Source organism: Amaricoccus macauensis (assembly GCF_049800915.1).
GTDB classification, from domain to species: Bacteria; Pseudomonadota; Alphaproteobacteria; order Rhodobacterales; family Rhodobacteraceae; genus Amaricoccus; species Amaricoccus macauensis_A.
In genome coordinates this window covers 345,551-370,749 of sequence record NZ_JBNAFY010000002.1, presented here as the reverse complement: position 1 = coordinate 370,749, position 25,199 = coordinate 345,551, and the positions used below count along the sequence as shown (strand labels likewise).

Here is a 25,199-nt window from a genome sequence, read left to right as displayed (position 1 = left end):
CAGCGCGGGGCGGCCTTTGCCGCCCGAATTGCGCGCGCAGGTGCGCGCACGGGAGCTTTTATCTGGCGCATGCCTGTTGGCATGCGCCGACTGCTCTCCAGGTAAGCTTGTCAGTATGAAATCATTGGACGCGCAATCGTCGGTCCACTAGCCTCGTCCCACACGAAAGAGTTCGACGCAGCCATGTGCACCGTTCTGGGAAGATGTCCGGGTCATCCTCATGCGAAGGCCCATGCGTGGTGGCCACCGCCTCGGTCGGCCTGACCCGACGCATCCGACATCTCAATCCAGCCAGAAAGCACGAACATGGACCCTGTTCTGAACATTGGGGCCGATGGCCTCGAAATCCGTTGGCCCGACAGCACCGTCGGGAAATTTCCCTATATCTGGTTGCGCGACACCGATCCCTCCGGGTTTCACCCGCAGACCGGCGAGCGCGCCTTTGATCTCACGAGCGTGCCGCTCGACATCACGCCGGAGCGGGCCGAGCTTGATCCGGGCGCGCTGCTGATCACCTGGCCCGGCGCGGGGCATCCGAGCCGGTTCGATCTCGACTGGATCAAGGCGAACCGCCCCGGCCAACCGCGTCTCGATCCCGCCGATATCGCTGCCATCGCCTGGAAGGCCGATCTTGGCGCGGAGGGCATTCCGCGCGCACCGGCCGATGAGGTCATGCGCTCGGACGCCGCCCTTGCCCACTGGCTGGGCCAGACCCGGGCCTACGGGCTTTCCATCGTCGAAGGCCTCGCGGACAGCACCGAGGCAGGCATGGATGTCGCCCGGCGCGTCGGCCACCTGCGCGAGACGAATTTCGGACTGACCTTCGAGGTGGTGAACAAACCCGACCCGAACAACCTCGCCTACACGTCGGATGCCCTTCCGCTGCATACGGACCTGACGAACCAGGAGCTGCCACCCGGCTACCAGTTCCTGCATTGTCTCGCCAACGAGGCCGAAGGCGGTGGATCGGTCTTCTGCGACGGTGTCGCCGTGGCCGAGGATCTCCGGGCGCGAGATCCCCAGGCTTTCGATCTGCTTACGACCGTCTCGGTGCCGTTCCGCTTCCATGATGCCGAAACCGACATCCGGGCGCGCAAGACCGTGATTGCGCTCGATGTGCGCGGGAATGTCTCGGAGATCTGCTTCAACGCCCACCTCGCCGACATCGTCGATCTCGACCCCGACCTGATGATGCCCTTCTACCGCGCCTATCGGGGCTTCATGGGGATGCTGCGGGATCCGGCCTATGCCGTTTCCCTCAAGCTCGGTTCAGGGGAGATGGTGGTCTTCGACAATCGGCGCGTGCTTCACGGCCGCGAGGCGTTCAACCCCGCAACCGGCTACCGGCACCTGCATGGGTGCTACGTCGATCGGGGCGAATGGGACAGCCGCATTCGCGTGCTTGCGCGCAAGGCGGCCTGAGACTTCCGGGGCGCGGGCGCGATTGCCCGCGTCACCTCATGCGAGCGGCACGACCCGAACTTCGGAGCCGTTCGCGGAAAGCGCAATCTCGCCGCGCTTCAGCCGCATGGCATCGCGCCCGAAGACCTCGTTGCGCCAGCCATGGAGCGCGGGCACATCGGGAAGATCCTCATTCGCGATCAGGTCGAGATCCGCAGCGGAGGCCACCAGCCGCTGCGCCACCCCTTCCGAGTCCGAGCGCGCCTTGAGCAGCACCCGAAGCAGATCCCCCAGTGCCTCGCTGCCGGACTTGCGGCCGTTCCCCTCGCGCGGTTCCGGAATTTCCGAAGGCGTCAGGTCCTTTGCCGCAGAGATTGCGGCCAGAATTCCCTCGGCAATGTCGCCCTTGCGGGCATCGCGCAGGAGCAGACGGGATTTTCCCAGATCCTCCAGCGTCGCCGGGCGCGCTGCGGCCAGTTCGAGCAGCGCATCGTCCTTGAAGATCCGGTTGCGCGGGACATTGCGCACCTGCGCCATGGTTTCGCGAAACCGCGCCAGTTCCTTCATGGCCGCAAGGAATTTCGGCGAGTTCGAGCGCGTCTTCACCCGCATCCAGGCATCCGCGGGCTCGGTGCGATAGGTCTCGGGATCGAGCAGAACCGCCAGTTCCTCTTCCACCCATGCCGCGCGCCCGCTCTTCTTCAGTCCCGCCGCAAGCACCTCGTAGATCCTGCGCAGGTGGGTCACATCCGCCAGCGCATATGTTTTCTGCGCGTCCGTCAGGGGGCGGCGGCTCCAGTCCGTGAACCGGGACGACTTGTCGATCTTCGCCGCCGCGATCTGACGCACCAGGGTCTCGTAGCCGACCTGATCGCCGTAGCCGCAGACCATCGCGGCGACCTGGGTATCGAAGAAGGGCTGCGGGATCACGCCGGCATTGACCTGAAAGATCTCCAGATCCTGCCGCGCGGCGTGAAAGACCTTGACGACGTTGCGGTTGCGGAAGAGCTCGTAGAGCGGCTCCAGCGAAAGGCCATCCGCCAGGGTGTCTATCAGCACCGCGCCGTCATTCCCCTTGCCGGGACGGGCAAGCTGAACGAGGCAGAGCTGGGCGTAATAGGTCCGCTCCCTGAGAAATTCCGTATCCACCGTCACATAGGGCACATCGGCACAGGTCTGGCAGAATTCGGCGAGCGAGGCGGTATCTTCAATCAGATTCAATCAGGTGCTCCATAGACACTTCCAAGGGCACCATTCTCGAATCCGATACGATCTGCATCTGATGGCCGGCACATCGGCTCTCCTGCAAATTCCGTCAAGAAAAACCGGAAAAGGAACAAGAGGATACCACTTTGAGGACCGACTTGTGCCACAAGTCGATTGCCAAGGCAAATATTGCGTCAGATTGCGCACCGGCACCGGCGAGTGTCCGCCTCAGGCCACCCCTGCAAGTGCCCGCTCCCGTCTCTGGCCGATGGCGCGTTCGTCGAGCCAGGCATTGATCCGCCACACTAGGCTCTTCCAGGAAGGATCGAGCGGCAGCCCGTGCGCCACGCCGCGGATCAGCTCGGTTTCCGCGCCATAGGTGAGCCCCAGTGCCCAGAGATCCGTCACCGGAACGAAGGCATCCTGATCGCCCAGTACTGCCAACATCGGCGTGAGCCGCGCAAGGGGCCAGGCCGGCAGATCCCAGGTCAGACCGTCGAACAGCGCGCGTGGGCTCTCGGGCGTCAAAGGCGTCCCGATAAATTCCATGATCCAGTCATCCGGTGTCTCGGGCGTGAAGAGGGCCCGGCGGATCATGTCGATCCCCAGGAGATCGCCCGCCCCCGCCTGGACCACCAGCGTCGCCGCCAGCACATCCGGGTAGCGGGCCGAAAGCTGCCAGAACGAGGGTGCAAGGCCACAGGGTCCCGGCGAGGAGACGAGAACCGCCCCCGAGACGCGACGCCGGGCGGCCAAGTGCTGCGCGATGAGCCCACCGAAGGAATGCCCCACCACCACGGGGCGTCCGCCCAGATCTTCCGCCGCCGCCATCGCGGCATCGACATAGTCCCGAAGCGTCGCCGGCCCCTTGGTCGGCCCGGGCAGGCGCGGCACAGAGACCTTGTGACCACGCTGCGCGAACCAGGGCGCAACGAAGGTGTTCCAGACCTCCGGCCCCGAGAAAGCCCCGTGAAGAAAGAGAATTGGCGGTTGTTCCGTCATGTCGCATGCTCCCGTTGCGATGATCTACCCCGAAATTTCCGCAAGTGTCGAGCCACACCCCCCGTTGAAACCGACGCGACCGACCACAGGTTTAGCAGCATAGGGGGATGCCAGCACACATTCCAATGTGGTAGCGTGCCCTTCCGAAGGCGCATAACGACCCAGAGGAGGAAGAAACGATGAACATGACTTCTGTCGACGATTACGCCAACCGCCTCTACAGCGCGCATGGCGACCGTGCAGAATATGAAGCGGCCCAGAAGGCGAAGAGCTGCGAGGAAGCAGGTCACGCCGATGAGGCCGAACAATGGCGCAAGGTCCGCGAGAAGATCCGGATCCTTCGCGGCCCGAACGTGAGCTGACAACGGGCCTCCGTTGTTGACCCAAACGCCTCCCGGCCCTCGGGAGGCGTTTTGCGTCGGCTCTCAGGTCGCGGAAGACGCCTGCTTGCTCCGTTGCAGGATGAAGAGCCCCGAGACCACGATCAGCCCCGATCCGAGGAACATCGCAAGCGTCAGCCCCTCCCCGAAGAAGAGCACGCCCAGTGCGATGCCGAAGATCAGCCGCGTGTAGCGGAAGGGCGTGACGGCCGACACCTCGCCGGTGCGCATCGCCTTCATCAGCCCCGCATAGGCGCCCGCTCCGACCAGGATCGCCCCGAGCAGGCAGAGCGCAGCACTTTTATCCGGAACGACAAGCGACTCCCCAGACCAGAGCGCGTAGATCGCCCCGGCCACGAAGACGGCGAGAAACCCGTAGAACCCCAGAAGGGCGGTGCCGAGGGAGGCAGGCGCCACGCGGCTCGCCAGATCTCGCCCGGCAAAGCCCAGCATCCCGATCACCGCAAGCATCGAAAGCGGTGAGAAACTGCCCGTCCCCGGTTGAATGATGATCATGACCCCGGCCAGCCCGACGAGAATCGCCGTCCAGCGCCGCCAGCCCACTTGCTCGCCGAGCAACAGAGCCGCCCCGCCGACCACGGCAATCGGCGTCGCCTGCAGGATGATGCTCGTCATCGAAAGGGGCGTGAGCGCAATCGCTAGGGTATAGAAGAGCCGCCCCGTGACCTCGAAGAGCATCCGCAAGAGCATCGGGCGGGAAAGGACCGCACGCACGAAGAGCGGTGCGCCACCCAGCCGCGCGGCAAGGGCAAAGACCGCCGCTCCACCCAGACCGAAGAGCATGAGGATCTGGCCCACCGGCAACGCTCGCGAGGCCCCCTTGATGAAGGCATCCTCGACCGCGAAGGCGGCCATCGCCAGAACCATCCACATGGCACCAGCGAGGTTCGCCCCGCTCCCCAGCCTGATCGCGCTCTCCGCCTGCATCCCGTCCCCCTTCGGCCCGGAACCGGACCGCCCTTCCACGTGCCCCTCTGCCCCGGCCATGCGGCCCGCGTCAATTCCCCGCGGAAAGCGGCCTTCCCGCATTCTCCCTTGATCAGGCCCCGCCCATGGCGCAAGCCTGACGCGAGCGATCCGGAGAAGGACCGAACCTCTTGACGATACCCGATTACCTCGCGCTTGCCGTCTTCCTCGCCTGCTGGCTCAGCCTCGAACCGGCGCTGCGCGTCATCGCGAGCAAATGGCCCTCGGTGACGGGTGACATGATGATCGTGCGGGCCGCCTGGATGCGCCAGCTCCTGCGCCGCAACTTCCTGCTGATCGACGCGCAGATCATCGGCCAGACGATCCACTCCGCCACCTTCTTCGGCTCCGCGAACCTGCTGGTCATCGTAGGCATCGGCGGCGCAGTCGTCTCAGCCTCCGACATGCCCGGCGGCGGCATCGCGCTGCATGGCGGCGCGCTCGAACTGCATGGCTGGCGGGCCTTCCTGCTGCTGGCACCGCTCCTGCGTGGGCTCTTCGATTTCATCTGGTCCGTGCGCCAGCTCAACTATTTCCTGGCCGCGATGGCCGCGAGCCCCCTGCCCGACGAGGAAGAGCAGTTCGACACCTGGTCACCCGCGCTGGCGGCCCTGCTGAACCGGTCGCTGAGCAGCTTCAGCCAGGGCGTGCGCAACTACTACTTCGCCTGCGCCGCCGCCCTCTGGCTGCTCGGCCCCCTGCCACTGGCTGCAGGGGCGCTCGGCGCCACGGCCTTCCTGATCTGGCGCCAGACCCGCTCCGCCACGGCGGACCGCATCCACGAACTGGTCCCCCTCCTGCCCCTGAACCGCAGCGCGGAGAAAAACAAGAAGGTGGAGGACAACGAGGAGCGAACGGAAACCAGCGAGGATCACTCCGCCGCCAGGACCTCCGAAGCGCCGTAGGCCTGCCGCACGAAAGCCGCGAGCCGCTCCGCCATCACCGCGCGCGGCCCCTCGCAGACGTACATGTTGACCTGATACTCCGGCAGCACCGGCAGCGCGCCGCCATGCCGGATGATCTCGCAGCTGCGCGGCACCGATGCCTCGAGTTGCACGGAGATCGCCAGATCCGCCGAAACGCTCGCCTCGACCGCGATATCGGAAATCGAATCGATGCCGTTCTCCCAGGGAATGCCCTCGCGCTCCAGCGCCTCGATCGCCGGACGGCGGAACAGACAGTGACTGACACTCGCGAACCGGACCGGCCTATGGCGCCAGGCCTGCCCGCCCTGGGCGCCGGACCAGACAAGCGGTGACGTGGCAAGCGTCTCCCCACCCGGATCGAGCGCCTCCTCGGTGGCAAGAATGAGGTCCATCTCGCCGCGTCCGATCTGCACCCTCAATCGGCTGGTATAAAGCGAATGGAGCTGCACCCGGATCCTGGGATACTCCGCATTGAACCGCTGGAGAATGCGCGGGACATGGGGATAGATCACGTCATGGGGCACGCCGAAATTGATTTCGCCCTCAAAGGCCTGATTGGTCATCCGCCCCCAGGTCTCGTCATTCATGCTGACCATCTTGCGCGCATAACCGAGAAGCTGATCGCCTGCCACGGTCAACGCGATCTGCCGCCCCGACCGGTCGAGCAGATCCTGCCCGAAGCTTTCTTCGAGCCGCTTGAGTTGCATCGAGACCGCCGATTGCGTCAGGTTCAGCTGCGATGCCGCCTTGGTCACGCCCTTCGCATCGGCCACCGCCACGAAGGACCGGAGGGCGGTTATGTCGAGATTTCTCGGCATATCAATTCCTCTGATGAGATACCGCACAAATATTCGTTTTAGCGATCCCAAGCAAGGGGGTAGCATCAAATGGCGTGATGATTTTCACGCGCAGACCACGAAACACGATGGGAAACCAGATGACAACTACATCTCTCTTGCGTGCGCCCCTTCGCCTGCAACCGGTGATGGCGCTGGCCGACCGCACCATGACCGGGCTGCTCGCCCTCGACAGCCGCTATCGCGAAGCCCGGTCCCTCGCGCGGCTTGAAGATCGGCTGCTCCGCGACATCGGGATCACCCGTGGCCGGGCCGATGCCGAGGCCCGGCGCCTGAAGAAGTTCATCGAGTGAACCGAGAACCGTGCGCGCCTAGCCTTCGACCCGGTCGAGCAATTCGAGGACAGACGGCCCCATTTGCTCGATATTGGCGCGCACGCCAGCGGCGTTCGGATGAATGCCGTCGCTTTGCAGCATCTTCACGGCTTCATCCCGGTTTTCCACTCCCATGATCCCGGCGAAATAGTTCGGATGTAGGATCGCTTCCCGTTCCTCTGCAAGCTCCGCATAGATCTCCGCGAACTCGGTTTGGTAATCCGCCCCGTAGTTAGAGGCCGCGGGCACCGTCGATAGCAGCACGGGCAATCCGTTCGCTTCGAGCGCTTCGAGAATGCCGTCGAGATTGCGGCGCAACTCGCCGAGCGGCAGCCCCCGCAGCATGTCATTGGCCCCGATCAGCACGATTGCCGCGTCAGGATCGTCCGACAGCGCCCAGTCGATGCGCGCAAGACCCCCGGCCGACGTATCCCCCGACACGCCCGCGTTGATGACCTCCACATCCGGCTTGCCGTTCTCCGCCAGCCAGTCCTCCAGTTGCGGCGCGAAGCCCTCCTCCTGTGGCAGCCCGTAGCCCTGGACCAGCGAATCGCCGAAGGCGAGAATGCGGGTCTCCGCCAGGCCCGGTGCGGCCCAGAGAAGCATGATCACGAGCCAGACAGCGCGCTTGCGCACCCATGCCCCTGCCCCATATCTCTCGAGTGAGCGTGTAGAAGAGGTCCGCCCCATATGAGTTCTCCAGTGATTTCGCTGAAAGATGTGTCGCTCACCCTTCAGGGCAACGCAGGCCCGGTCAACATCTTGCGCGAGATCTCGCTGGATATTGAAAAGGGCCAGTCGGTCGGCCTCGTCGGACCATCGGGCTCGGGCAAGTCCTCGCTCCTGCTCCTGCTGGGCGGGCTCGACACTGCCACAAGCGGCACGATCAGCGTCCTGGGCCAGGATTTCACCGGGCTGGGGGAAGACGCCCTCGCCCGCTTCCGCCGGGATCACGTCGGCGTCGTCTTCCAGTCGTTTCATCTCATCCCGATGATGACCGCGCTGGAGAATGTCGCCACCCCGCTGGAACTCGCGGGCGTGCCGGACGCCATGAAGAAGGCCGAGGAGGCGCTGGCGGACGTCGGCCTCGCCCATCGCACCGGGCACTACCCGGCCCAGCTCTCGGGCGGCGAACAACAGCGCGTTGCGCTGGCCCGCGCGACCGTCGGAAAGCCCGAAATCCTGCTTGCGGACGAGCCCACCGGCAATCTCGACGGCACGACCGGCGAGGCCATCGTCCGGTTGCTTTTTGATCTGCGCGACAAGCACGGCTCCACCCTTGTCCTCGTCACACATGCCGACGACCTCGCCGCCCGCTGCGACCGCATCATCCGGCTCCGTGACGGCAGCATCGAGACAGGCGCCCCCGAAACCCGAACCGAGGCCGCCGAATGAGCGCCTCGCCTGGCCTCGCAGCCCGCTTCGCGCTTCGGGAACTGCGCGGCGGCATCCACGGTTTCCGCGTGCTCATCACCTGCCTCGCCCTCGGGGTGGCCGCCATCGCCGCGGTGGGCAACGTGCGCATGGCCATCGAGACGGGCCTCGACCGCAACGCCGCAGTCCTCCTCGGGGGCGACGCCGAGATCGAGTTCAGCTACCGCTTCGCCAACGCCGAGGAACGCGCCTGGATGGAGGTCAATTCCGAAGCCATCTCCGAGCTCGTCGATTTCCGCTCCATGCTCGGCTCCGGCCCCACGGAGGATCCCACCCGCACGCTGGTCCAGGTCAAGGCGGTCGATGACGCCCACCCGCTCTACGGCAGCCTCACCCTCGAAGGCGCCACCGACATAGCCCCCGACATCACCTCCGCCCTCGCTCCCCAAGACGGAACACCCGGCCTTATCGCGGACACCACCCTCATCGACCAGCTCGGCCTCGCCATCGGCGACACGGTCTCCCTCGGCGAGCAGAGCTTCCGCATCAGCGCCCGCCTGTTGCAGGAACCCGACAGCGTCACCCAGGGCATCAGCCTCGGGCCGCGCGTCATCGTATTGCGCCGCGACCTCGCCGCCTCCGGCCTCCTCTCCGAAGGCTCGCTCTTCGAAAGCTCCTACCGCCTCCGCCTGGCGCCCGACGCCAACCTCCCCGCCCTGCGCGACGAAGCCCGCGAGCTCTTTGCCGATGACGGCCTGCAATGGCGCGATCGGCGCGGCGGCGTGCCCGGCGTGTCCCGCTTCGTGGACCGCCTGGCGGATTTCCTCGTGCTCCTTGGCCTCGCGGGCCTTGCCGTGGGCGGGGTCGGTGTCGCGGCGGCCGTGAAGAGCCACCTCGACGCCAAGACGGAAACCATCGCGATCTTCAAGACACTGGGCGCCGAGGCGCGCACGATCTACGCGGTCTACTTCCTCCAGATCGGCCTCCTCGCCCTCCTGGGCATCGCCATCGGCATCATCGCAGGCACGGCGCTCCCGCTGCTCGCAGCCCCGCTCGTGGAAGCCCGCCTGCCGGTTCCGGCCGAGTTCCGCATCTATGCCCGCCCCATCGTTGAGGCCGCGATCTACGGCACGCTGACCGCCTGCATCTTCACCCTCTGGCCGCTCGCCCGTGCCCGCAAGGTGCGCGCCGCCGCCCTCTTCCGGGACGCCACCGCCGGGGGCCACCTGCCCGGCGGCCGCGACATCGGCGTGATCGCGATCCTGCTGGCCATCCTCGTGTCCATCGCGACCGCCTTCTCGGGCAACGCCGAGCTCACGCTCACCATCACCGCCGGCATACTCGCCGCCCTCGCCATCCTCGCCGTCGCGGCCCTCGGCCTCCGCCTTGCCGCACGCCGCGCCGCACGCACGACACTGACCGACCGCCGCCCGCCGCTGCGCTGGGCCATCGCGGCCCTCGGCGGACCGGGCAGCGAAACCGTCGCCGTCTGCCTCTCGCTGGGCCTCGGCCTCTCGGTCCTCGCCTCCATCGGCCAGATCGACTTCAACCTGCGCAACCTCGTGCTCAGCGAACTTCCCGACCGCGCCCCGGCCTATTTCCTCGTCGACATCCAGTCCGCGCAACTCAATGCCGTCCGCGAGGAAAGCCTCGCCCGCGCGGGCGTCGAGGACATCGAGACCGCCCCCATGCTCCGCGGCGTCATCACCCGGATCAACGGCCAACCCGCATCCGAAGTCGCAGGGCCCCACTGGGTCCTGCGCGGCGACCGCGGTCTCACCTACGCCAGCGCCCCGCCACCAGGCACACGCATCACCGAAGGCGCCTGGTGGCCCGCGGATTACGACGGCCCGCCCCAGATGAGCTTCTCCGCCGAGGAGGCCGCCGAACTGGGCCTGAACCTCGGCGACGAGATCACCGTCAACGTGCTGGGCCGCGACCTCAGCTTCGAAATCGCCAGCTTCCGCGAGGTCGAGTTCGACACCATGGGCATCAACTTCGTGATGATCGTGGACCCGGCCGCCCTCGCCGGCGCACCGCACACCCATATCGCAACCGTCTACATGTCCGACCGCGAGGCCGAAGGCCCTTACCTGCGCGACCTGAGCAGCACCTATCCCAACGTCACCGCCGTGCGCACCCGCGACGCCATCGAGCGCGCCGCCGAGATCCTCTCCGGCATCGGCGTCGCCACCCGCTGGGGGGCCTCCATCACCCTGCTGACAGGGGTCATCGTGCTGGTGGGCGCGGCCGCCGCAGGCGAAAGACGCCGGATCTACGAGGCCGCGATCCTCAAGACGCTGGGCGCCACGCGCAACCGCATCCTCGCGAGCTTCGCGCTGCGCTCGGCCCTCGTGGGCGCGGCAGCCGGAACCATCGCCATCGCGGCCGGCGCCATCGGCGGCTGGTGGGTCACCACCCAGGTCATGGAGGCCGAGTTCACCTTCTCCTGGACCTCCGCGCTCGGCATCGTCATCGGCGGCGCGCTCGCGAGCCTCCTCGCCGGGCTCCTCTTCGCGCTCCGGCCGCTCGCGGCCAAACCCGCCCATGTGCTGCGCGGGCGGGAGTAGCCTTCAGCCCGTGAACATCGCCAGCGCCAAGATCCAGAGCGACAGAACCGACCCGCACACCAGGGCATAGGCACCGTTCCAGACCAGCCCCACGAGCCGCGCATCGACCTTGCCGTAGGAGCCGATCAGCAGCGTCGAAGCGGTGAAGGGCGAGGTCGCCCCGCTCAGCGCCCAGCCGCTGGTGATGGTCACCACAACCACCGAGGCGCTCACCCCCATTTCGCTCGGTGCGGGCAGAAGCGGCGCGATGAGCGCAACCGCAAGGATCGGGTTCATGCCGATCTGCCCGGTCAGCGGAATGAGCCAGAACAGACCCAAAAGCAAGAGCGGCGTCGGCACGCGGCCCAGATCGAGCCCCATCGCGGCGACCGCGGGCGCGGCCAGATGACCGCCCACCGTCCCGATGAAGGCCGCCATCACCAGGAGCACCACCTCGGACCGCTGCCGGGGCAGATCGCGCAGCGCGAAATCCGCCGCCCGCTGCCCGGCATGAAGCGCGCTCGGCCCCGCACCGGCCTGGAACGCGACCCAGATCAGCGCGACCACCGGAACGACGATCATCACAACCCCCACGATCCGCACGCCGGTGAGGTAATGCACCGCGCCCACCAGAAGCACGAGAACCACGAGAAGGTTCAGAAGCGGACGCAGCCGCTTCAGCCATTGCCCCTCTGCCGCCTGACGCGGCATCGGCACGGAAAGCTTCGGCTTGAAGAGCGTGTCGAGCGCCCAGCCGATCCCCGCGAGCAGCAGCGCGCTGACGAGGCAATAGGGCACCGCCCGCGCCCAATCCGCCCCCGGAACGAGCGAGAGCGTGATCGCGGAGGCAAAAGCCAGCGGCGACCACGGCAGGGTCGAGATGAACCCGCGCTGGATCGCCACCAGCATCCGGCGCTTGCGATGGCGCCGGATTTCCTCGTTCGGCTCCTTTTCCGCGGCTTCCGTCGCCAGCGCCCCGAGCAGCGCGATCGAGCCATACATCAGCACCAGTCCGAAGAGATGCCCGCCAAGCGTGAGCGCGAGGTAGCGCCGCCCCGGCGGCTGGCCCGAAAGGAACCGCCCGCATTCCAGAATGCCGGGCGAACCAATCGCGGCCGCGCGCATGGCCGTCATGGCGGTGAAGAACCCCGCGATGAACCCAGCCTTCTGAAGCCCGAGCGCCGCGGTTTCGCGCCAATCGTCCTGCGTCACCGCAGAGAGGGCAAGCAGCCCAAGGCCGATCAGCACGAAGGCCCGCCGCGACCAGGCAATGCCGGGCCAGTAGGCCGCGATCCCGATGGCCGCGAAGGCGCCCGCGAAAAGCGCCAGCACCTCCTGCCCGGAGAACTCGTGCAGGATCGACGCGCCGAGCGCGGCAATCATCATCAGCCCGCCGGCACTGGCAAGTGTCATGCGGTCCTGGGTCATGATCGTGTCACGGGGGCCGGGAACGCCGGCTGGCAATCAGGCAACATCGCTATCCGTCCGCCGCGGCCAATGAATGCGCGGCCCTGTCCGCCCCCTCGTCGCACGCACCGGCGGAATTGAAAAGCCCCGAGGTTCACGAGAGGGCGATCGCAACCTGTGCATCAGGCCGAAGTGTCCGGCTCCTGCCCTTTGCCGTCAGCCCTTTCCCCAACCAAGACGTCCGAAGCCTCGGCTAGGCCCCGTAGTCATACTTATGCGACACAAAGCCCACAGGTATACGTGACCACAACCTTATGCAGAACAGGCAATATGGCGCGAGGCAAACTCTACAAAAAATGGAAATCGACTTCACAATTTTTCCGACTAAAGCCATCATAGTGGCATGTGGGTTTTGAGAAAATTTTGGGCGATCATTTCGCTATTTTTGGTTGGGCTTGGCATCTTTTATGCGCCAGACGATATTTCAAATTGGCAGGACGCAACCGGGCCATGGCAGAAGGGTCTTGCCATGCTTCACCAGCCTGAACTTGCATGGATCATCATCGTCCTGTTGTTAGCATGGTTCGCATGGAAAGAGATCAAACCATTCGTCGAACGCTTTATATCTCCCCAAGATGTTGAGTTTTCTGGTATAAGAATAATAAGCAAACCGTGCAGAAATCAAGATGAAAATATATACGAGAACCAATACTACGCTGTATTCAGAAACTGCTCAAACAAAAAGAAGACGCTGTACGAAATAAAGATTAAGATACATTCTTTTTTTAAAGAGTATGAACCAGAGGTATTTGGCTTGGGAGATGACAAGAGCCTGCATCACGCAGACTCCCTCAACTGCTATATCGGCTCGTATTGTTCAAAGGAGATTTTAGGAACTCCAGCCGGTTTCGAGGAGCATATGGTATCAGATGACTACATCAAATACGCAGTCACTAATCTTGCTATGGACCATCATGTATTTATGGTGAAAAATAGAAGTTTCCTAGGCGCGATTTCGGGAAAGTCATATACAAACGAAGACAACATTATAGTTGTAGATATATACCTCAAAGACTCTCCCTCATATAGATATTTTTTTGCAATCAAGTATGATGGCACAAGAATATTTTTGCATCACATGGAAGGTAAAGATTTGAAACTTCGATTGCTCTCAGAAGATGTAAGAAGGAAGATGCGCTAAACCTTTCGACTGATCAGCCAGCTACCGTATTCTCGGTGAACTTCTCGACCAAGGCGAAGCTCTAGAACCATACCAAGAACCAACCCATTTCCATATCGCGGACAGGCCCCAAATTTCCCCTTCAGGGCCTTCTCAATCGGATCGGTTTGAAGCGGACCCTCCCGCCCCCTCGTCGTTAACCTTTGCCCCCGGCAAACCGCCCGAACCCTCGGCGCAGCCCCAAATCCATACTTCTTGCCATATCGAAACCATACGGATTCCATATCGTTTCCATATCGCGCGAGGACCCGGAAATTCTGCTGAGAGGTCGTCCCAACCGACATCCATCCGGAGCTCGGCCAAGCCACCCCCGAGTTTCGAAAGCGCGGAATTTTCCCTGCAATCAGAACGGGATATCGTCTGCCGCTGTCACGAAGCGGGCAACGACATTCTTTTTGCCCGCCTTCTCGAACGCTATCGCGAGCTTGTCCCCCTCGATCGCCTCCACGACGCCATAGCCGAATTTCTGGTGAAAAACCCGCACCCCAACCTCGAACCCCGACACCGCCTCGGCGTCGATGACCATGTTGCGCGCTTCCTTCGGCTGTGAAACCGGGCGATTGCCCGACCGGTTCTGCATCCGCTTCCAGCCCGGCGAGTTGTAGACATCCGCCCTGGAGGCCTTGAGCCCGAGTTCTTCGCGCACATCCTCCCGGATCGCCGAGCCCGATCCAATCCCGCCGCCATAGAGCCCCGGTGGCGTCAGAACTTCCACGTGTTCGCTCGGCAGTTCGTCCACGAAACGCGAGGGCAGCTGCGACTGCCACTGGTTATAAACCCTTCGGTTTGCCGCAAAGGAAATCGTGCAAAGCCGTTCGGCCCGCGTGATGCCCACATACGCAAGCCGCCGCTCCTCCTCGAGCCCTTTCAGCCCGCTTTCATCCATGGAGCGTTGGGACGGAAACAGCCCATCCTCCCAACCGGGCAGGAAAACACACGGAAATTCGAGCCCCTTTGCCGCGTGAAGCGTCATGATCGAGACCTTCTCCGAGCCATCATCCTGCTCGTTGTCCATCACGAGGCTCACATGCTCGAGGAAGCCCTGCAGGTTCTCGAATTCGCCAAGCGCCTTCACCAGCTCCTTGAGGTTCTCCAGCCGCCCAGCCGCATCCGGCGATTTGTCGGCTCGCCACATGTCGGTATAACCGCTTTCGTCGAGGATCTGCTCGGCAATCTCCACATGGCCAATCTCACCCGCAAGCACCAGTTCATGCCAGCGATCGAAATCCGCGACGACCTTGCCCAGGGAGTTGCGCGCGCGTGCGGTGAGGCCGCCTTCGCCCACCAGCTTCCGCGCCGCGTCGAGCAGGGACATGCCCCCTTCCCGCGAGACACGCGTCACCTCCTGCACAGCCTTGTCACCCAGTCCGCGTTTCGGCTTGTTGATGACCCGTTCGAGCGCCAACCCGTCATCCGGGCTCACGGCGACGCGGAAATAGGCCATTGCATCGCGAATCTCGGCACGTTCGTAGAAGCGCGGACCACCGATCACGCTGTAGGGCAGCCCGATCGTCAGGAAGCGATCTTCGAACGCGCGCATCTGGTAGGACGCGCGCACGAGAATGGCGATCTGGTCGGGCGAGAATGGATCTTTCCCACGCGGGCCCTTCTCGAGCGCCTCGATTTCCTCGCCGATCCAGCGCGCTTCTTCCTCCCCGTCCCAGTGCCCGATGAGCCGCACCCGCTCGCCCTGGTCGAGCTCGGTCCAGAGCGTCTTGCCTAGCCGGCCCTCGTTCGTGGAGATCACTCCAGATGCCGCCCCGAGAATATGCGGCGTCGAGCGGTAATTCTGTTCGAGTCGCACGACCTTCGCGCCCGGGAAATCCTTCTCGAAACGCAGGATATTGCCCACCTCGGCACCGCGCCAGCCATAGATCGACTGGTCATCGTCGCCTACGCAGCAAATGTTCTTGTGGCCCCCAGCCAGTAACCGAAGCCAGAGATACTGCGCGACATTGGTGTCCTGATACTCGTCGACCAGAACGTATCGGAACCATCGCTGATACTTCTCCAGGATGTCCGGGTGCGCCTGGAATATGCCCACCACATGCAGGAGAAGGTCGCCGAAATCGCAGGCGTTCAGTGTCTTCAGCCGTTCCTGATACATCGCGTAAAGCTCGGCGCCACGGTGGTTGAACGCACTCGCCTCGGACGCCGGAACCTTGTCGGGCCGAAGGGCGCGGTTCTTCCAGCCGTCGATGAGGCTCGCCAGAAGACGCGGCGGCCAACGCTTGGCGTCGATATTCTCCGCCTCGATGAGCTGTTTCAGGAGACGGATCTGATCGTCCGTATCGAGAATGGTGAAATTCGACTTCAGCCCGGCGAGTTCCGCATGCCGACGGAGCAACTTGACCGACAGCGCATGGAAGGTGCCAAGCCAGGGCATTCCCTCGATCACGCCGCCCACAAGCTGACCGATGCGCACCTTCATCTCGCGCGCAGCCTTGTTGGTGAAGGTCACCGCAAGAATCTCGTTGGGACGCGCCCGCCCCGTGTTCAGAAGATGCGCGATTCGCGCCGTGAGCGCCCGTGTCTTGCCCGTGCCTGCCCCCGCAAGGACGAGCACAGGACCGTCGAGCGCCTCCACTGCCGCGCGCTGGTCGGGATTGAGCGCATCGAGATAGGGTGCCGGCCGCGCCGCCATGGCACGCTGCGAGAGCGGCCTCGCCGCCGCTTCGAATGCCTCCGCCTCGTCTTCCTGCCAGATGCTCATGGAGAGAAACTAGCCGGGTGGCGAGGGAAAGGAAAGCCTTCGTTCACCATATGTTCGGTGCGTGAGGTGAATATTTGAAATTGAACTCGCCCCTCGTTTCGTGCTTTACCCGCCCGACGGAGCGGTGGCCGAGCGGTTGAAGGCAGTGGTCTTGAAAACCACCGTGCGTGAAAGCGTACCGTGGGTTCGAATCCCACCCGCTCCGCCACTTGCCCTCGCGAAAGCGTTCTCCCGATCCGGCCGCACTCGGATTTTCTTGTTGTTTTCGCGGGTTATGCGAGCGGGGCTGAGCACCGCCTCGGCCACATGGTGGCACGGATGCGGTCTCTCGGGGCCAATACTCTCCGGACCTCATGACTGCGGCGGTTTGGTGAATAGGTTGTAAGCATCTGGCATTGCGATGTTTTTCCGTGGTCGCCTTGAACACTTCGATGCCAGTCGCATTTGCGAAATGGAACATATATCGAAGCTATGCATAGTCGAAGTATCAGTCGGACCCTGGCAAAAGGGATAGGCCGAGTTCTTTCAGGAACGAGTTGTGTCTCGATGTTGCCTCTCGGATCTGTTTTCCGATGTCGACCAAGTCCTTCTGCGTAGAGCCCAAATCGATCTCTACCTCGTCAACGACGTTGCTGATGTATCGGGAGATGTTGAGGTTGTAGCCCTCTTCAGCGATGCGCTCCATGCTCACGCGTTTTGAGTAGCGTTCCTCTTCCTTGCGGAACTGGTACGTTTCAATGATCTTGCCGATGTGCTCGTCCGTCAGCTGGTTCTGACGCTTGCCCTTTGCAAAGTGCTCCGCCGCGTTGATGAACAGGACGTCATCCGGCTTTTTGCACTTCTTCAGGACGAGAATGCAGACCGGGATGCCGGTCGAGTAGAATAGGTTCGCTGGCAGGCCGATTACCGTGTCGATGTGACCGTCCTTCAACAGCTTCGTCCGGATGCGCTCCTCTGCCCCACCCCGGAAGAGCACGCCGTGAGGGAGTATGATGGCCATTACGCCCTCATCTTTCAGATAGTGAAACCCGTGCAAGAGGAAGGCGAAGTCAGCGGCCGACTTGGGCGCAAGACCGTAGTTCTTGAACCGCACATCGTCGCCCATCGCTTCGATCGGCTCCCAGCGGAAACTGAACGGCGGGTTTGCCACCACGGCATCGAAGGAGGGCTTCTTGGCGGGGTTCAGCTCGCGCAGGATATCCCAATCATTGGCCAGAGTATCGCCGTGGTAGATTTCAAATTCGGTGTCCTTCACCCCATGCAGCAGCATGTTCATGCGGGCGAGGTTGTAGGTTGTGATGTTGCTTTCCTGACCGAATATTTTGCCAATACCGTGCGCGCCCATCCGCTTGCGAACGTTCAGCAAGAGCGAGCCCGATCCGCAAGCAAAGTCCAAAACGCTCGCCAAACGATCTTTCTGGCCTGTCGCGGGTTCCTGGCTGTCTAGGGTCACGATCGCCGACAGGATGTCAGAAATCTGCTGCGGGGTGTAGAACTCGCCCGCCTTCTTGCCCGAACCGGCGGCGAACTGTCCGATCAAGTACTCATAGGCATCGCCAAGATAATCCACCTCGGACGAGAACTCGGCCAACCCGCGGGCGATCTCGGCGATGATCGAACACAGCTTCTTGTTTTTGTCCGCCTGCGTCTTGCCCAGCTTTTCCGAGTAGAGGTTGATCTCGGAAAACAGACCACCGAACGTGCTCTGGAAGGACTCGGTTTCAATATACTTGAAACCTCTGTCTAGCGTCAGCAGTAGCTCATCGCTTTGTCTACGAGCAAGGTCGGCAATGTTGTTCCACAGATAGGGTGGCTGGATTACATAGTGCACCTTGCGGCGCATCTGCTTTTCAAATTCAGCGACATCGTCTGGATTACACCGATACCAGAGCTGCAATGGAGTTGCGATGTCCGACTGCCTCGGATCTGCAACATCCAGTGGTATTTCTTCGATGCTTAGCGCGCTCTGCTGAGCTTTCGCAGCCTTCTCAGCTGCTTCGGCCCTCAGGGCCGAAACCCGCGCTCGGTAAGCGGCAACGTCGGTATCGCTTGGGTAATCACCACCCAGTTCGCGCTTCGCAGCCGCCTCGTAGTTGTCCGAGAGGTAGCGCAAAAACAGGAAGGACAGCATGTAATCACGGAAGTCGTCCGCGTTCATTGCCCCACGCAGCGTGTCTGCAATGTTCCAGAGCGTCTTGCCCAGCTGCTTTTGGATCTGGTCATTCATTGAGCGGGTGCCTCCTCTGGGGCGTCCACAGGCGCTAGAGCGGGCGCTGGCGCATGAAGGACAAAGTTGTACTTGCCCTTAAGGCCTAGGAAAACCTTGTCGAATATATCTCGTGAGTCCTTCTCTAGGATTTCACTTTCGAAGTAATACACCTTCTTATGGGAAAGCGTGTTGATTACTCGCGCAGTGTCTTCGGGGTCGCTGATGCCTATTTCTGTCAGGACATAACCAAACTGGCCAACCCCCAGGAAGGACGCCACGTTCTCCAGCACCTGCCGAAGCAGCGCGAAGTGAAATGCCCTTACCTCATTTGCCGCCCACGCTTGTTCGAGCAGTTGCAGAAGGCGCAAGTGATAAAGCAACACGTCGTTGTTCGGGCTCTCCAACGCTAGCTCACCATTTTTCGCGCTTAGAATGCCGATTTTCGCATGCTTCTTGAACTTGTCAGCCTTCTCTCCTTTCTTCAGCCAGTCCGCCAGTATCGCAAAAAACCCTAGGTGATGCGTCGTGATGATGATCTTGCGCTTCTGGAAGTGGTCTTCGATCAGATCGAACAGAGTCGAAGCCGTGATGAAGATGTTATTATCATCCAGGCTGGAAACCGGATCATCGATAAAGAAGTGGGATGCCTGCTGGTCTGCCCATCCATCCACCTCGAAAAGCGCGAGAAAGAAGCACCAGACGAAAATCCGCTCTTCCCCGCGAGAAATCTTGAAGGGGACTTTTGTGACGATGTTGGCGTCACCGGGGTCAGGCACTTCCTGAAAGAACGACACCGCTTTAATGCCATCCTGTGGGTCGTCGTAGTAAAGAAACTCAAAGCGATAGCCCGGCTTGAAGCGGTTCAGCTTGTCGCGCACGTTGTCTTCGGTCAGCGCGCTGTGGAACTTGTTCAGGCTGCACTTGCGGACATCCAGCTGAATGGGCGTTCCATCGTTCTCGGGGTCGTTCTGCCAGACGAACAGATCCTCGCTATAGGCGTTGTAGTACACCCCTGAATGCGCGCCTTCATTGTCCTTGGTCTCATCCTTGTAGGCAACAGAGAGCCGCGTCTTGCCGGTTGCGTTGAAGGCATAGACCAGGACGATCTTTTCCCTTGCGTCACGGAGGGCGGTGGCAATCTCAGAATGATTCACGATTGAGACTCGTCAATGGATGGGAAAAGCTGCTGCATCAGGCCTTTCTTGTGGGTCCCGAGCATGTCGAGCTTGCGTGTTTCGGCGGCGATGAGGTCGTCGAGGGAGGAAAGGCACTCCGCGATACGCTGCTGTTCTGCAAGATCTGGAACTAGCAGCCGCACTGCAGAGAACAGAGACTTGTTAATAATCGGGACAGCCTGCTTTCCGGCAAGTAGTGCGATGCGGTCTGAGGCATTTGACAAGGCGAAATAGACAAACTCATCCGAATGCATTGCGTCAGGTATGACCGCATTGATTTGCTGGTTCGTAACGCAGTCTCGAACGTTCTGGGCGATCTTGCCAATCGTGGAACCGATACACACGAACAGAACACTACCTGCCCTGACTGGGCGAGATTTCTGAAACCCTGCCTCAGTCAGCGTTTTCTTGGTCGCATCAATATACCGCAGCTCAGAAATGTCGGCGGGCGACACGAAAGGAATGGCACCGCCGTAGAGGGTTGGATCGGACGTGCTAGGTGTACTTCCTGTAACTACCTGACCAAAGTCACCAACCGATTTCTCCTCCCACTCGCCCGCTCCTTCGAACTCAGGAAAGCGGAGGCGGGGTTGGGTTTCGCCTTCCTGGGGGAAAAGCTGCTGCATCAGGCCATTCTTGTGGGCCCTCAGCGACTCCACCTTACGCCCCTGCGCGGCAATCAGCGCGTCCACCGAGGCCAGACAGTCGGCAATCTTTTGTTGTTCAGGTCCGTCTGCGCGCCACGCGTTTGTCGACAAGAACTGAGTTACCGAGATATTGAACCGGCCTGCTCGGGCGCCCTCGTTTACTAACCTGCCCAGCGCTGGATCATGGCTTCCCGACGCGAAATAACATTCCCAGAAAACCGGGTTCTCACTTGGCTGGAAGCGGAAGCATTTGTAGATGGGCGAGACAATCCCACCAGCATAGTTGGACAGCCGCTTGATCGTTCCAAAGCTTGACGCCTTGGTTATCCGGTCGTTGTAGACAAAGTCATCTTTGCGAATCTTCAGATAACGATCAGTGCTGTCGCCAGCGATCTTCTTGCCAAAGTAGTCACTTTGCAGTACGAGGCCATGCTCCCCCGACAGGCTCAGAACGTTCTCGGCGTCTTCAGTCGTCGCCCGTTCTTTTACGGGCCGAGCAATCTTCTGAAGGAGGGTTTCTTTCCATCCTTCAGCGTTGAGAAACTCGGGAAAGCGAAGCACAGGTGTTACCGTCACAGCGCCGCCATCTTCAGGTGTCAGGGGCTTTGATTTACTGCTCATATGCGCTCAACCCCGAAATATCGCGGCCACCGGCGCGCTTCAGCAAAAGCGGCAGCAGGTCGGCCATCAGGTCCAGTTCCTTCACCCGCCGCGCTTTCCAGTTCAGGCCAAGGGGTTCCATCAGGTCGGTCAGCGCCTCACCATCAAATATCATGCGCTGCAAGATGGTGTCGACAAAGCCTTGCAGCGCCTCGGTCGCCAACCCGTGCTTGCCAGCAATGCCCGCCAGTTCCACCGCGTTCTTTTCCGTCTTGAAGTGGCTATAGCCGTCGCGGATGGCCTTCTCGCTCAGGCCCTCACCCGCCTTAAGCGTGTTGATATAGGCAGCGATATCCTCACGCTCGTCCATGAACTTGGCATCGGACTGGATCAGGCCGATCAGTTCCTCACGGCTCATCTTCTGCTTGCCCGGTGTCGCCTCGGAATAGCGGGCGATCAGACCCATGATGTAATCATAATCGATGACGGCCGAGGCGAAGAGGACGAATTCGAAGTCCAGCTGGTCGGCGTCCTGGCTCGGCGTGCCATCGCCCTGATCATGGCCCTTGCCCTGCTGAGCTCGTAGGCGTTGGGCCGTTTCGAGATAGGCACCCCGGAAGCCAAGCAGGTTGTCACGCGGCAGAACCTCCTCGATGTCACTGCGGTTCTCGTCGGTCAGATCGGTGTACTGGTCAAGCTGGGTCTTGAGGCGCTGGACCTCTTTGAAGTGTTCAATGAACGCCGCACGGGCCGCGTCGCCCTTGAGGTTCGGCACCGCATCCGGGGCGCAGTCGAGGCCCTGCGATTTCATGAAAGCGTCGAGCTTGTGCACCGCGCTTTCCAGTTTCTGGATGACCACGGGAGCCCTGTCGACCAGCCAGATTTCACGGGCTTTCTCGGCGGCGGCCTCGCCTGAAAACAGCGCGATGGCGGCATCGACCGCGCCCTGTTGCTGGCGGAAATCGAGGATGTTGCCATAGGGCTTGGTGGCGTTTAGCACGCGGTTCGTGCGCGAAAAGGCTTGGATCAGTCCGTGATGCCTCAGGTTCTTGTCGACGTAGAGGGTGTTCAGGAACTTGGAGTCAAAGCCAGTCAGCAGCATGTCGACGACAATCGTGATGTCGATCTTGTGGTGTGGCTGATTGGGGTAAGCCTTCTTCAGATCGGCATCCGGCCATTGCTGGTCTTTAATGCGTTTCTGCACGTCCTGATAATACAGGTCGAATTCCCCGATCTTGTGGTTGGTACCGTAGTGGGCGTTGTAGTCGGCGAGGATGGCCTTCAGCGCCTCCTTCTTCTCCTCCGGCTCGACAGCGTTGTCTTCCTTCTCCTGCGGCAGGTCTTCCTGGATCTGCTTGACGTCGGCATTGCCCTCGGCAGGCGGGGAGAAGACGCAGGCGATGTTTAACGGTTGGAAGGTTGGATCGGCTGCCAACCCTTCAGCCTGCATGGTCTTGAAGAGTGCGTGATACTCGATGGCGTCATTGATTGACGATGTGGCGAGCAGGGCGTTGAAACGACGCTGACCGGTGGCTTGGTCATGCTTGGCGAGGATCGCCTCGATCACCGCCCTTTTCGCCAGCGGTTCTCCAGGCTTGGGCAGGGTTTTGCCCTGTGGCTTGAAGTAGTCCACATGGAACCGAAGGACGTTGCCGTCCTCGATGGCGTGGGTGATCGTGTAGGTGTGAAGGCGCTGTTGGAAGAGGTCTTCCGTCGTCTTCATGCTGGCTTGGGTGTCTTCGATCTTCTGCTGGGCGGCGTTTTGGTCGAAGATGGGCGTTCCCGTAAAGCCGAAGAGTTGGGCACGCGGGAAGAACTCCTTGATGGCCTTATGGTTCTCGCCGAACTGGGAACGGTGGCATTCGTCAAAGATGAAGGCGACACGCTTGTCGCGCAGGGGCTCCAGCTGTTCTTTGAAGCTCTTCTTGCCGTCCTTCTTCTGCTGCTTGTTGCGCTTGCTGTTTTCGTCCAACGCGAGCCCCAGCTTCTGGATCGTGCAGACGATGACCTTGTCGGCGTAATCATCCGAAACAAGCCGGCGAACAAGAGAAGCGGTGTTGGTGTTTTCCTCGACGCAGCCTTCCTGAAACTTGTTGAACTCCTCGCGCGTCTGTCGATCGAGGTCCTTGCGGTCCACAACGAAGAGGCACTTCTCGATGTCGGGATTGTCCTTCAAAAGCGTTGACGCTTTGAAAGACGTAAGCGTCTTGCCGCTGCCAGTTGTGTGCCAGATGTAGCCATTGCCGCAGTCTTGGGCGATGGAGTCGACAATCGCCTTCACCGCATAAACTTGATACGGCCGCATCATCAGGAGCTTTTGCTCGCTTGCGACAAGAACCATGTAGCGGCTGATCGTCTGGCCGAGGGTGCACTTCGCAAGAAACGTCTCGGCGAATCTGTCGAGGTGTACAACCTTCGCGTTGTCGACATCCGCGAACTCATAGACCGGCAGAAAACGCTCGTCGGCATTGAAGGCAAAATGGCGCGTATTGTTGTTCGCGAAATAGAACGTTCGATCGCGATTGCTCACAATGAACAGCTGCAGAAAGCACAGAATTGTCCTCGTATAGCCGTTTCCCGGGTCATTCTTGTATTCGACTATCTGCTCCATGGCACGACGCGGGCTTATGCCGAGTGTCTTGAGTTCGATCTGAACGACTGGCACGCCATTGATCAGGAGAATGACGTCATAGCGATGGTGACTGTTGTCCGTATTGATACGGAGCTGATTGACCACCTCAAAGGAATTCTTGCACCAGTCCTTGATATTAACGAGCGTGTAGTTCAGCGGCGTGCCGTCATCGCGGGTGAAATTGTTCCGCTCGCGTAAGATTCGAGCTGCTGTGAAAACGTCTGGGGTAACGATTTCATCGAGCAGCCGTTGAAACTCGCCATCGGTGAGCGTGACACGATTGAGCTGTTCGAACTTCTGCCTGAAATTCTCTTCCAGTGTGGCCCGATCACGGATATCAGGGCGATATTCATATTTGAGATTTCTTAGCTTGGCGACCAGATCCTCTTCAAGATCGCGTTCAGCTTTGCTCATTGTCGTTGCAGCATTCATCGCGTGAACAGTCCCATCGAACAGATCAAGTTGTCTGAAATCGGGTCGAAACCTTTATCCAACAGATGCCCTGCACCGCAGGGGCCCTCGATAGTCTTCGTGCCAACATTTTTCTTAATCAATCGTCCGCCCCATCGGATTTATCGGAGCTGTTTTGTTGGCCCTCTTCAATACCTTTCAGGCGATCGTACTCTTCGACCGCCATCACTACAACGACCGGTCGTCCGTGCTTTGCAACTGCGACAGGCCCAGCCCGGGCAAGATCAATCAGTCGGCCGAAGCCGTACTTCGCGTCTTTCGCGCTCAAGGTCTGCATCTCACTCCCCGTCCTTGGCCTTTCATATTATTGGCCATTTTGGCCCAATTAAGCAATAGGAGTTGCTGCGCGGGATGGAGGAAATCAGATAGTCAGGTGTGACCGAAGGTGCTCTTCTGTTCGTTCCAGCTATGCGGAAACGGCTTGAGCCCTTTCGACAGCGTCACCTCCGGCCCCTGCTTCCCGTGCAGGATCGCCACAACGACGTTGGGCGCAAGCAGCGTCAACCGCAGAACGCGCGTCATGTAGGACGGCGCGATGCCCTACCGTTCTGCCAGTTCGGCGATGGTGGCGAACTCGCCTGATTCCAGCATCCGCTTCCAGCGGAACGCGCGGGCCAGCGCCTTGACCATGGCGGTATAGACCTGTGGCCGCGTGGCCCACTCGGATCCATCCAGTGTTACAATCCGCTTCCGCCCGCCGCGCTTCCCGGGCGTGAGCGTGAATACGTACGCGACCCCGCGAGGTGATAGTACGCCGTGGAGAAGTATCGGGCGCTCGCCGCCGCTCGCGCCCCCGGTCGTGTAGGACGTTTCCGCATAAACGAGGCGGCGTGACGTCTGCGTTGCCCCATCAGAAGCGAGCTCCCCACGCCGTCCGCCCAACCTTGTCCGAGCAGCTTGTGTCGTCCGATCCTGCGACACCTTGCCCACGAGGTTCGATATGCTTCGGTCATTGGCGCGGCCGATGCGTGCGGCGAATAGATCACGTGGCGCAGATGATGAACTTGACTCTGTTTAATCGTAATGAGAGCATCCGGTATACGCATACCATTCTTTGCAAATTTCGACTCGCATCGGTGATTTCTAACGGAAGTCCAGAGGCCTTAAGC

General features: G+C 61.4%; 20 protein-coding genes and 1 tRNA gene. 8 read left to right on the top strand and 13 right to left on the bottom strand.

What is annotated here, in order from left to right; genetic code table 11:
* The first annotated feature begins 306 nt into the window (after window positions 1–306).
* Complete coding sequence (locus ACP15W_RS06010) at window positions 307–1,422, top strand: TauD/TfdA family dioxygenase (RefSeq protein WP_424931947.1); 1,116 nt, start codon at window positions 307–309, stop codon at window positions 1,420–1,422.
* A 36-nt stretch (window positions 1,423–1,458) separates the two neighbouring features.
* On the opposite strand, the gene rnd is transcribed toward ACP15W_RS06010, so the two are convergent.
* Both rnd and ACP15W_RS06000 read right to left on the bottom strand, forming a co-directional pair.
* Window positions 1,459–2,622 (bottom strand): ribonuclease D, encoded by a 1,164-nt coding sequence (gene rnd / locus ACP15W_RS06005; RefSeq protein WP_424931946.1) that lies wholly within the window; start codon window positions 2,620–2,622, stop codon window positions 1,459–1,461.
* A 213-nt stretch (window positions 2,623–2,835) separates the two neighbouring features.
* Window positions 2,836–3,609 carry an alpha/beta fold hydrolase gene (locus tag ACP15W_RS06000; RefSeq protein WP_424931945.1) on the bottom strand — a complete coding sequence of 258 codons (774 nt, stop codon included), beginning with the start codon at window positions 3,607–3,609 and terminating at the stop codon, window positions 2,836–2,838.
* Between the two features lie 179 nt (window positions 3,610–3,788).
* On the opposite strand from ACP15W_RS06000, the gene ACP15W_RS05995 reads away from it, so the two are divergent.
* Entirely contained in the window at window positions 3,789–3,971 is a 183-nt protein-coding gene (locus ACP15W_RS05995; RefSeq protein ID WP_424931944.1) for a hypothetical protein, read from the top strand.
* 63 nt (window positions 3,972–4,034) lie between these two features.
* Here the strand turns inward: ACP15W_RS05995 and ACP15W_RS05990 are convergent, their stop codons facing one another.
* Complete coding sequence (locus tag ACP15W_RS05990) at window positions 4,035–4,937, bottom strand: DMT family transporter (RefSeq protein ID WP_424932284.1); 903 nt, start codon at window positions 4,935–4,937, stop codon at window positions 4,035–4,037.
* Window positions 4,938–5,107: 170 nt separating this feature from the next.
* On the opposite strand from ACP15W_RS05990, the gene ACP15W_RS05985 reads away from it, so the two are divergent.
* Window positions 5,108–5,881: a DUF599 family protein gene (locus ACP15W_RS05985; RefSeq protein WP_424931943.1), complete on the top strand. Its 774-nt coding sequence runs from the start codon at window positions 5,108–5,110 to the stop codon at window positions 5,879–5,881.
* Here ACP15W_RS05985 and ACP15W_RS05980 read toward each other — a convergent pair.
* Window positions 5,848–6,720 (bottom strand): LysR family transcriptional regulator, encoded by an 873-nt coding sequence (locus ACP15W_RS05980; RefSeq protein WP_424931942.1) that lies wholly within the window; start codon window positions 6,718–6,720, stop codon window positions 5,848–5,850. The two genes, ACP15W_RS05985 and ACP15W_RS05980, sit on opposite strands and share 34 nt — an antisense overlap.
* A 119-nt stretch (window positions 6,721–6,839) precedes the next feature.
* Here ACP15W_RS05980 and ACP15W_RS05975 point away from each other — a divergent pair, with 119 nt between their 5' ends.
* Complete coding sequence (locus ACP15W_RS05975) at window positions 6,840–7,052, top strand: DUF1127 domain-containing protein (RefSeq protein ID WP_424931941.1); 213 nt, start codon at window positions 6,840–6,842, stop codon at window positions 7,050–7,052.
* A gap of 18 nt (window positions 7,053–7,070) precedes the next feature.
* On the opposite strand, the gene ACP15W_RS05970 is transcribed toward ACP15W_RS05975, so the two are convergent.
* A complete protein-coding gene (locus tag ACP15W_RS05970) occupies window positions 7,071–7,709 on the bottom strand; it encodes an arylesterase (protein WP_424931940.1) in 639 nt (212 codons plus the stop codon).
* Window positions 7,710–7,763: 54 nt separating this feature from the next.
* Between ACP15W_RS05970 and ACP15W_RS05965 the strand changes: the two genes are divergently transcribed.
* Window positions 7,764–8,468, top strand: coding sequence for an ABC transporter ATP-binding protein (locus ACP15W_RS05965; RefSeq protein WP_424931939.1), 705 nt, complete (start codon window positions 7,764–7,766; stop codon window positions 8,466–8,468).
* The gene (locus ACP15W_RS05960) at window positions 8,465–11,017 is read left to right on the top strand and encodes an ABC transporter permease (RefSeq protein ID WP_424931938.1); all 2,553 of its coding nucleotides are present in this window, start codon (window positions 8,465–8,467) and stop codon (window positions 11,015–11,017) included. The genes ACP15W_RS05965 and ACP15W_RS05960 overlap by 4 nt, the downstream gene beginning before the upstream one ends.
* Before the next feature lie 3 nt (window positions 11,018–11,020).
* Here the strand turns inward: ACP15W_RS05960 and ACP15W_RS05955 are convergent, their stop codons facing one another.
* Window positions 11,021–12,424 (bottom strand): hypothetical protein, encoded by a 1,404-nt coding sequence (locus ACP15W_RS05955; protein ID WP_424931937.1) that lies wholly within the window; start codon window positions 12,422–12,424, stop codon window positions 11,021–11,023.
* Window positions 12,425–12,806: 382 nt separating this feature from the next.
* Here ACP15W_RS05955 and ACP15W_RS05950 point away from each other — a divergent pair, with 382 nt between their 5' ends.
* Window positions 12,807–13,604 (top strand): hypothetical protein, encoded by a 798-nt coding sequence (locus ACP15W_RS05950; RefSeq protein WP_424931936.1) that lies wholly within the window; start codon window positions 12,807–12,809, stop codon window positions 13,602–13,604.
* Window positions 13,605–13,986: 382 nt separating this feature from the next.
* Here ACP15W_RS05950 and ACP15W_RS05945 read toward each other — a convergent pair whose 3' ends face one another.
* Window positions 13,987–16,356 (bottom strand): ATP-dependent helicase, encoded by a 2,370-nt coding sequence (locus ACP15W_RS05945; protein WP_424931935.1) that lies wholly within the window; start codon window positions 16,354–16,356, stop codon window positions 13,987–13,989.
* A 118-nt stretch (window positions 16,357–16,474) separates the two neighbouring features.
* Between ACP15W_RS05945 and ACP15W_RS05940 the strand changes: the two genes are divergently transcribed.
* Window positions 16,475–16,564, top strand: a tRNA-Ser gene (locus tag ACP15W_RS05940).
* 279 nt (window positions 16,565–16,843) lie between these two features.
* On the opposite strand, the gene ACP15W_RS05935 is transcribed toward ACP15W_RS05940, so the two are convergent.
* From ACP15W_RS05935 to ACP15W_RS05910, 6 genes are all read right to left on the bottom strand, one after another.
* Window positions 16,844–18,583 carry a type I restriction-modification system subunit M gene (locus ACP15W_RS05935; RefSeq protein WP_424931934.1) on the bottom strand — a complete coding sequence of 580 codons (1,740 nt, stop codon included), beginning with the start codon at window positions 18,581–18,583 and terminating at the stop codon, window positions 16,844–16,846.
* Window positions 18,580–19,719, bottom strand: a complete 1,140-nt coding sequence (locus ACP15W_RS05930) for an AAA family ATPase (protein ID WP_424931933.1) — start codon at window positions 19,717–19,719, stop codon at window positions 18,580–18,582. Before ACP15W_RS05930 ends, ACP15W_RS05935 begins: the two co-directional genes overlap by 4 nt.
* Entirely contained in the window at window positions 19,716–21,008 is a 1,293-nt protein-coding gene (locus tag ACP15W_RS05925; protein WP_424931932.1) for a restriction endonuclease subunit S, read from the bottom strand. The genes ACP15W_RS05930 and ACP15W_RS05925 overlap by 4 nt, the downstream gene beginning before the upstream one ends.
* Window positions 20,998–24,033, bottom strand: a complete 3,036-nt coding sequence (locus tag ACP15W_RS05920) for a type I restriction endonuclease subunit R (RefSeq protein ID WP_424931931.1) — start codon at window positions 24,031–24,033, stop codon at window positions 20,998–21,000. The genes ACP15W_RS05925 and ACP15W_RS05920 overlap by 11 nt, the downstream gene beginning before the upstream one ends.
* A 136-nt stretch (window positions 24,034–24,169) precedes the next feature.
* Entirely contained in the window at window positions 24,170–24,367 is a 198-nt protein-coding gene (locus tag ACP15W_RS05915; protein WP_424931930.1) for a type II toxin-antitoxin system Phd/YefM family antitoxin, read from the bottom strand.
* 92 nt (window positions 24,368–24,459) lie between these two features.
* Window positions 24,460–24,612 carry a hypothetical protein gene (locus tag ACP15W_RS05910; RefSeq protein ID WP_424931929.1) on the bottom strand — a complete coding sequence of 51 codons (153 nt, stop codon included), beginning with the start codon at window positions 24,610–24,612 and terminating at the stop codon, window positions 24,460–24,462.
* Between the last annotated feature and the right edge of the window lie 587 nt (window positions 24,613–25,199).

Coding starts and splice junctions, on each gene's coding strand:
- ACP15W_RS06000 (WP_424931945.1), bottom strand. CDS start 3,609: ATGACGGAACAACCGCCAATTCTCTTTCTTCACGGGGCTTTCTCGGGG.
- ACP15W_RS05925 (WP_424931932.1), bottom strand. CDS start 21,008: ATGAGCAGTAAATCAAAGCCCCTGACACCTGAAGATGGCGGCGCTGTG.
- ACP15W_RS05910 (WP_424931929.1), bottom strand. CDS start 24,612: ATGACGCGCGTTCTGCGGTTGACGCTGCTTGCGCCCAACGTCGTTGTG.
- ACP15W_RS05955 (WP_424931937.1), bottom strand. CDS start 12,424: ATGACCCAGGACCGCATGACACTTGCCAGTGCCGGCGGGCTGATGATG.
- ACP15W_RS05935 (WP_424931934.1), bottom strand. CDS start 18,583: ATGAATGACCAGATCCAAAAGCAGCTGGGCAAGACGCTCTGGAACATT.
- ACP15W_RS05975 (WP_424931941.1), top strand. CDS start 6,840: ATGACAACTACATCTCTCTTGCGTGCGCCCCTTCGCCTGCAACCGGTG.
- ACP15W_RS05945 (WP_424931935.1), bottom strand. CDS start 16,356: ATGAGCATCTGGCAGGAAGACGAGGCGGAGGCATTCGAAGCGGCGGCG.
- ACP15W_RS05965 (WP_424931939.1), top strand. CDS start 7,764: ATGAGTTCTCCAGTGATTTCGCTGAAAGATGTGTCGCTCACCCTTCAG.
- ACP15W_RS05960 (WP_424931938.1), top strand. CDS start 8,465: ATGAGCGCCTCGCCTGGCCTCGCAGCCCGCTTCGCGCTTCGGGAACTG.
- ACP15W_RS06010 (WP_424931947.1), top strand. CDS start 307: ATGGACCCTGTTCTGAACATTGGGGCCGATGGCCTCGAAATCCGTTGG.
- ACP15W_RS05950 (WP_424931936.1), top strand. CDS start 12,807: ATGTGGGTTTTGAGAAAATTTTGGGCGATCATTTCGCTATTTTTGGTT.
- ACP15W_RS05915 (WP_424931930.1), bottom strand. CDS start 24,367: ATGCAGACCTTGAGCGCGAAAGACGCGAAGTACGGCTTCGGCCGACTG.
- ACP15W_RS05990 (WP_424932284.1), bottom strand. CDS start 4,937: ATGCAGGCGGAGAGCGCGATCAGGCTGGGGAGCGGGGCGAACCTCGCT.
- ACP15W_RS05995 (WP_424931944.1), top strand. CDS start 3,789: ATGAACATGACTTCTGTCGACGATTACGCCAACCGCCTCTACAGCGCG.
- ACP15W_RS05980 (WP_424931942.1), bottom strand. CDS start 6,720: ATGCCGAGAAATCTCGACATAACCGCCCTCCGGTCCTTCGTGGCGGTG.
- ACP15W_RS05920 (WP_424931931.1), bottom strand. CDS start 24,033: ATGAGCAAAGCTGAACGCGATCTTGAAGAGGATCTGGTCGCCAAGCTA.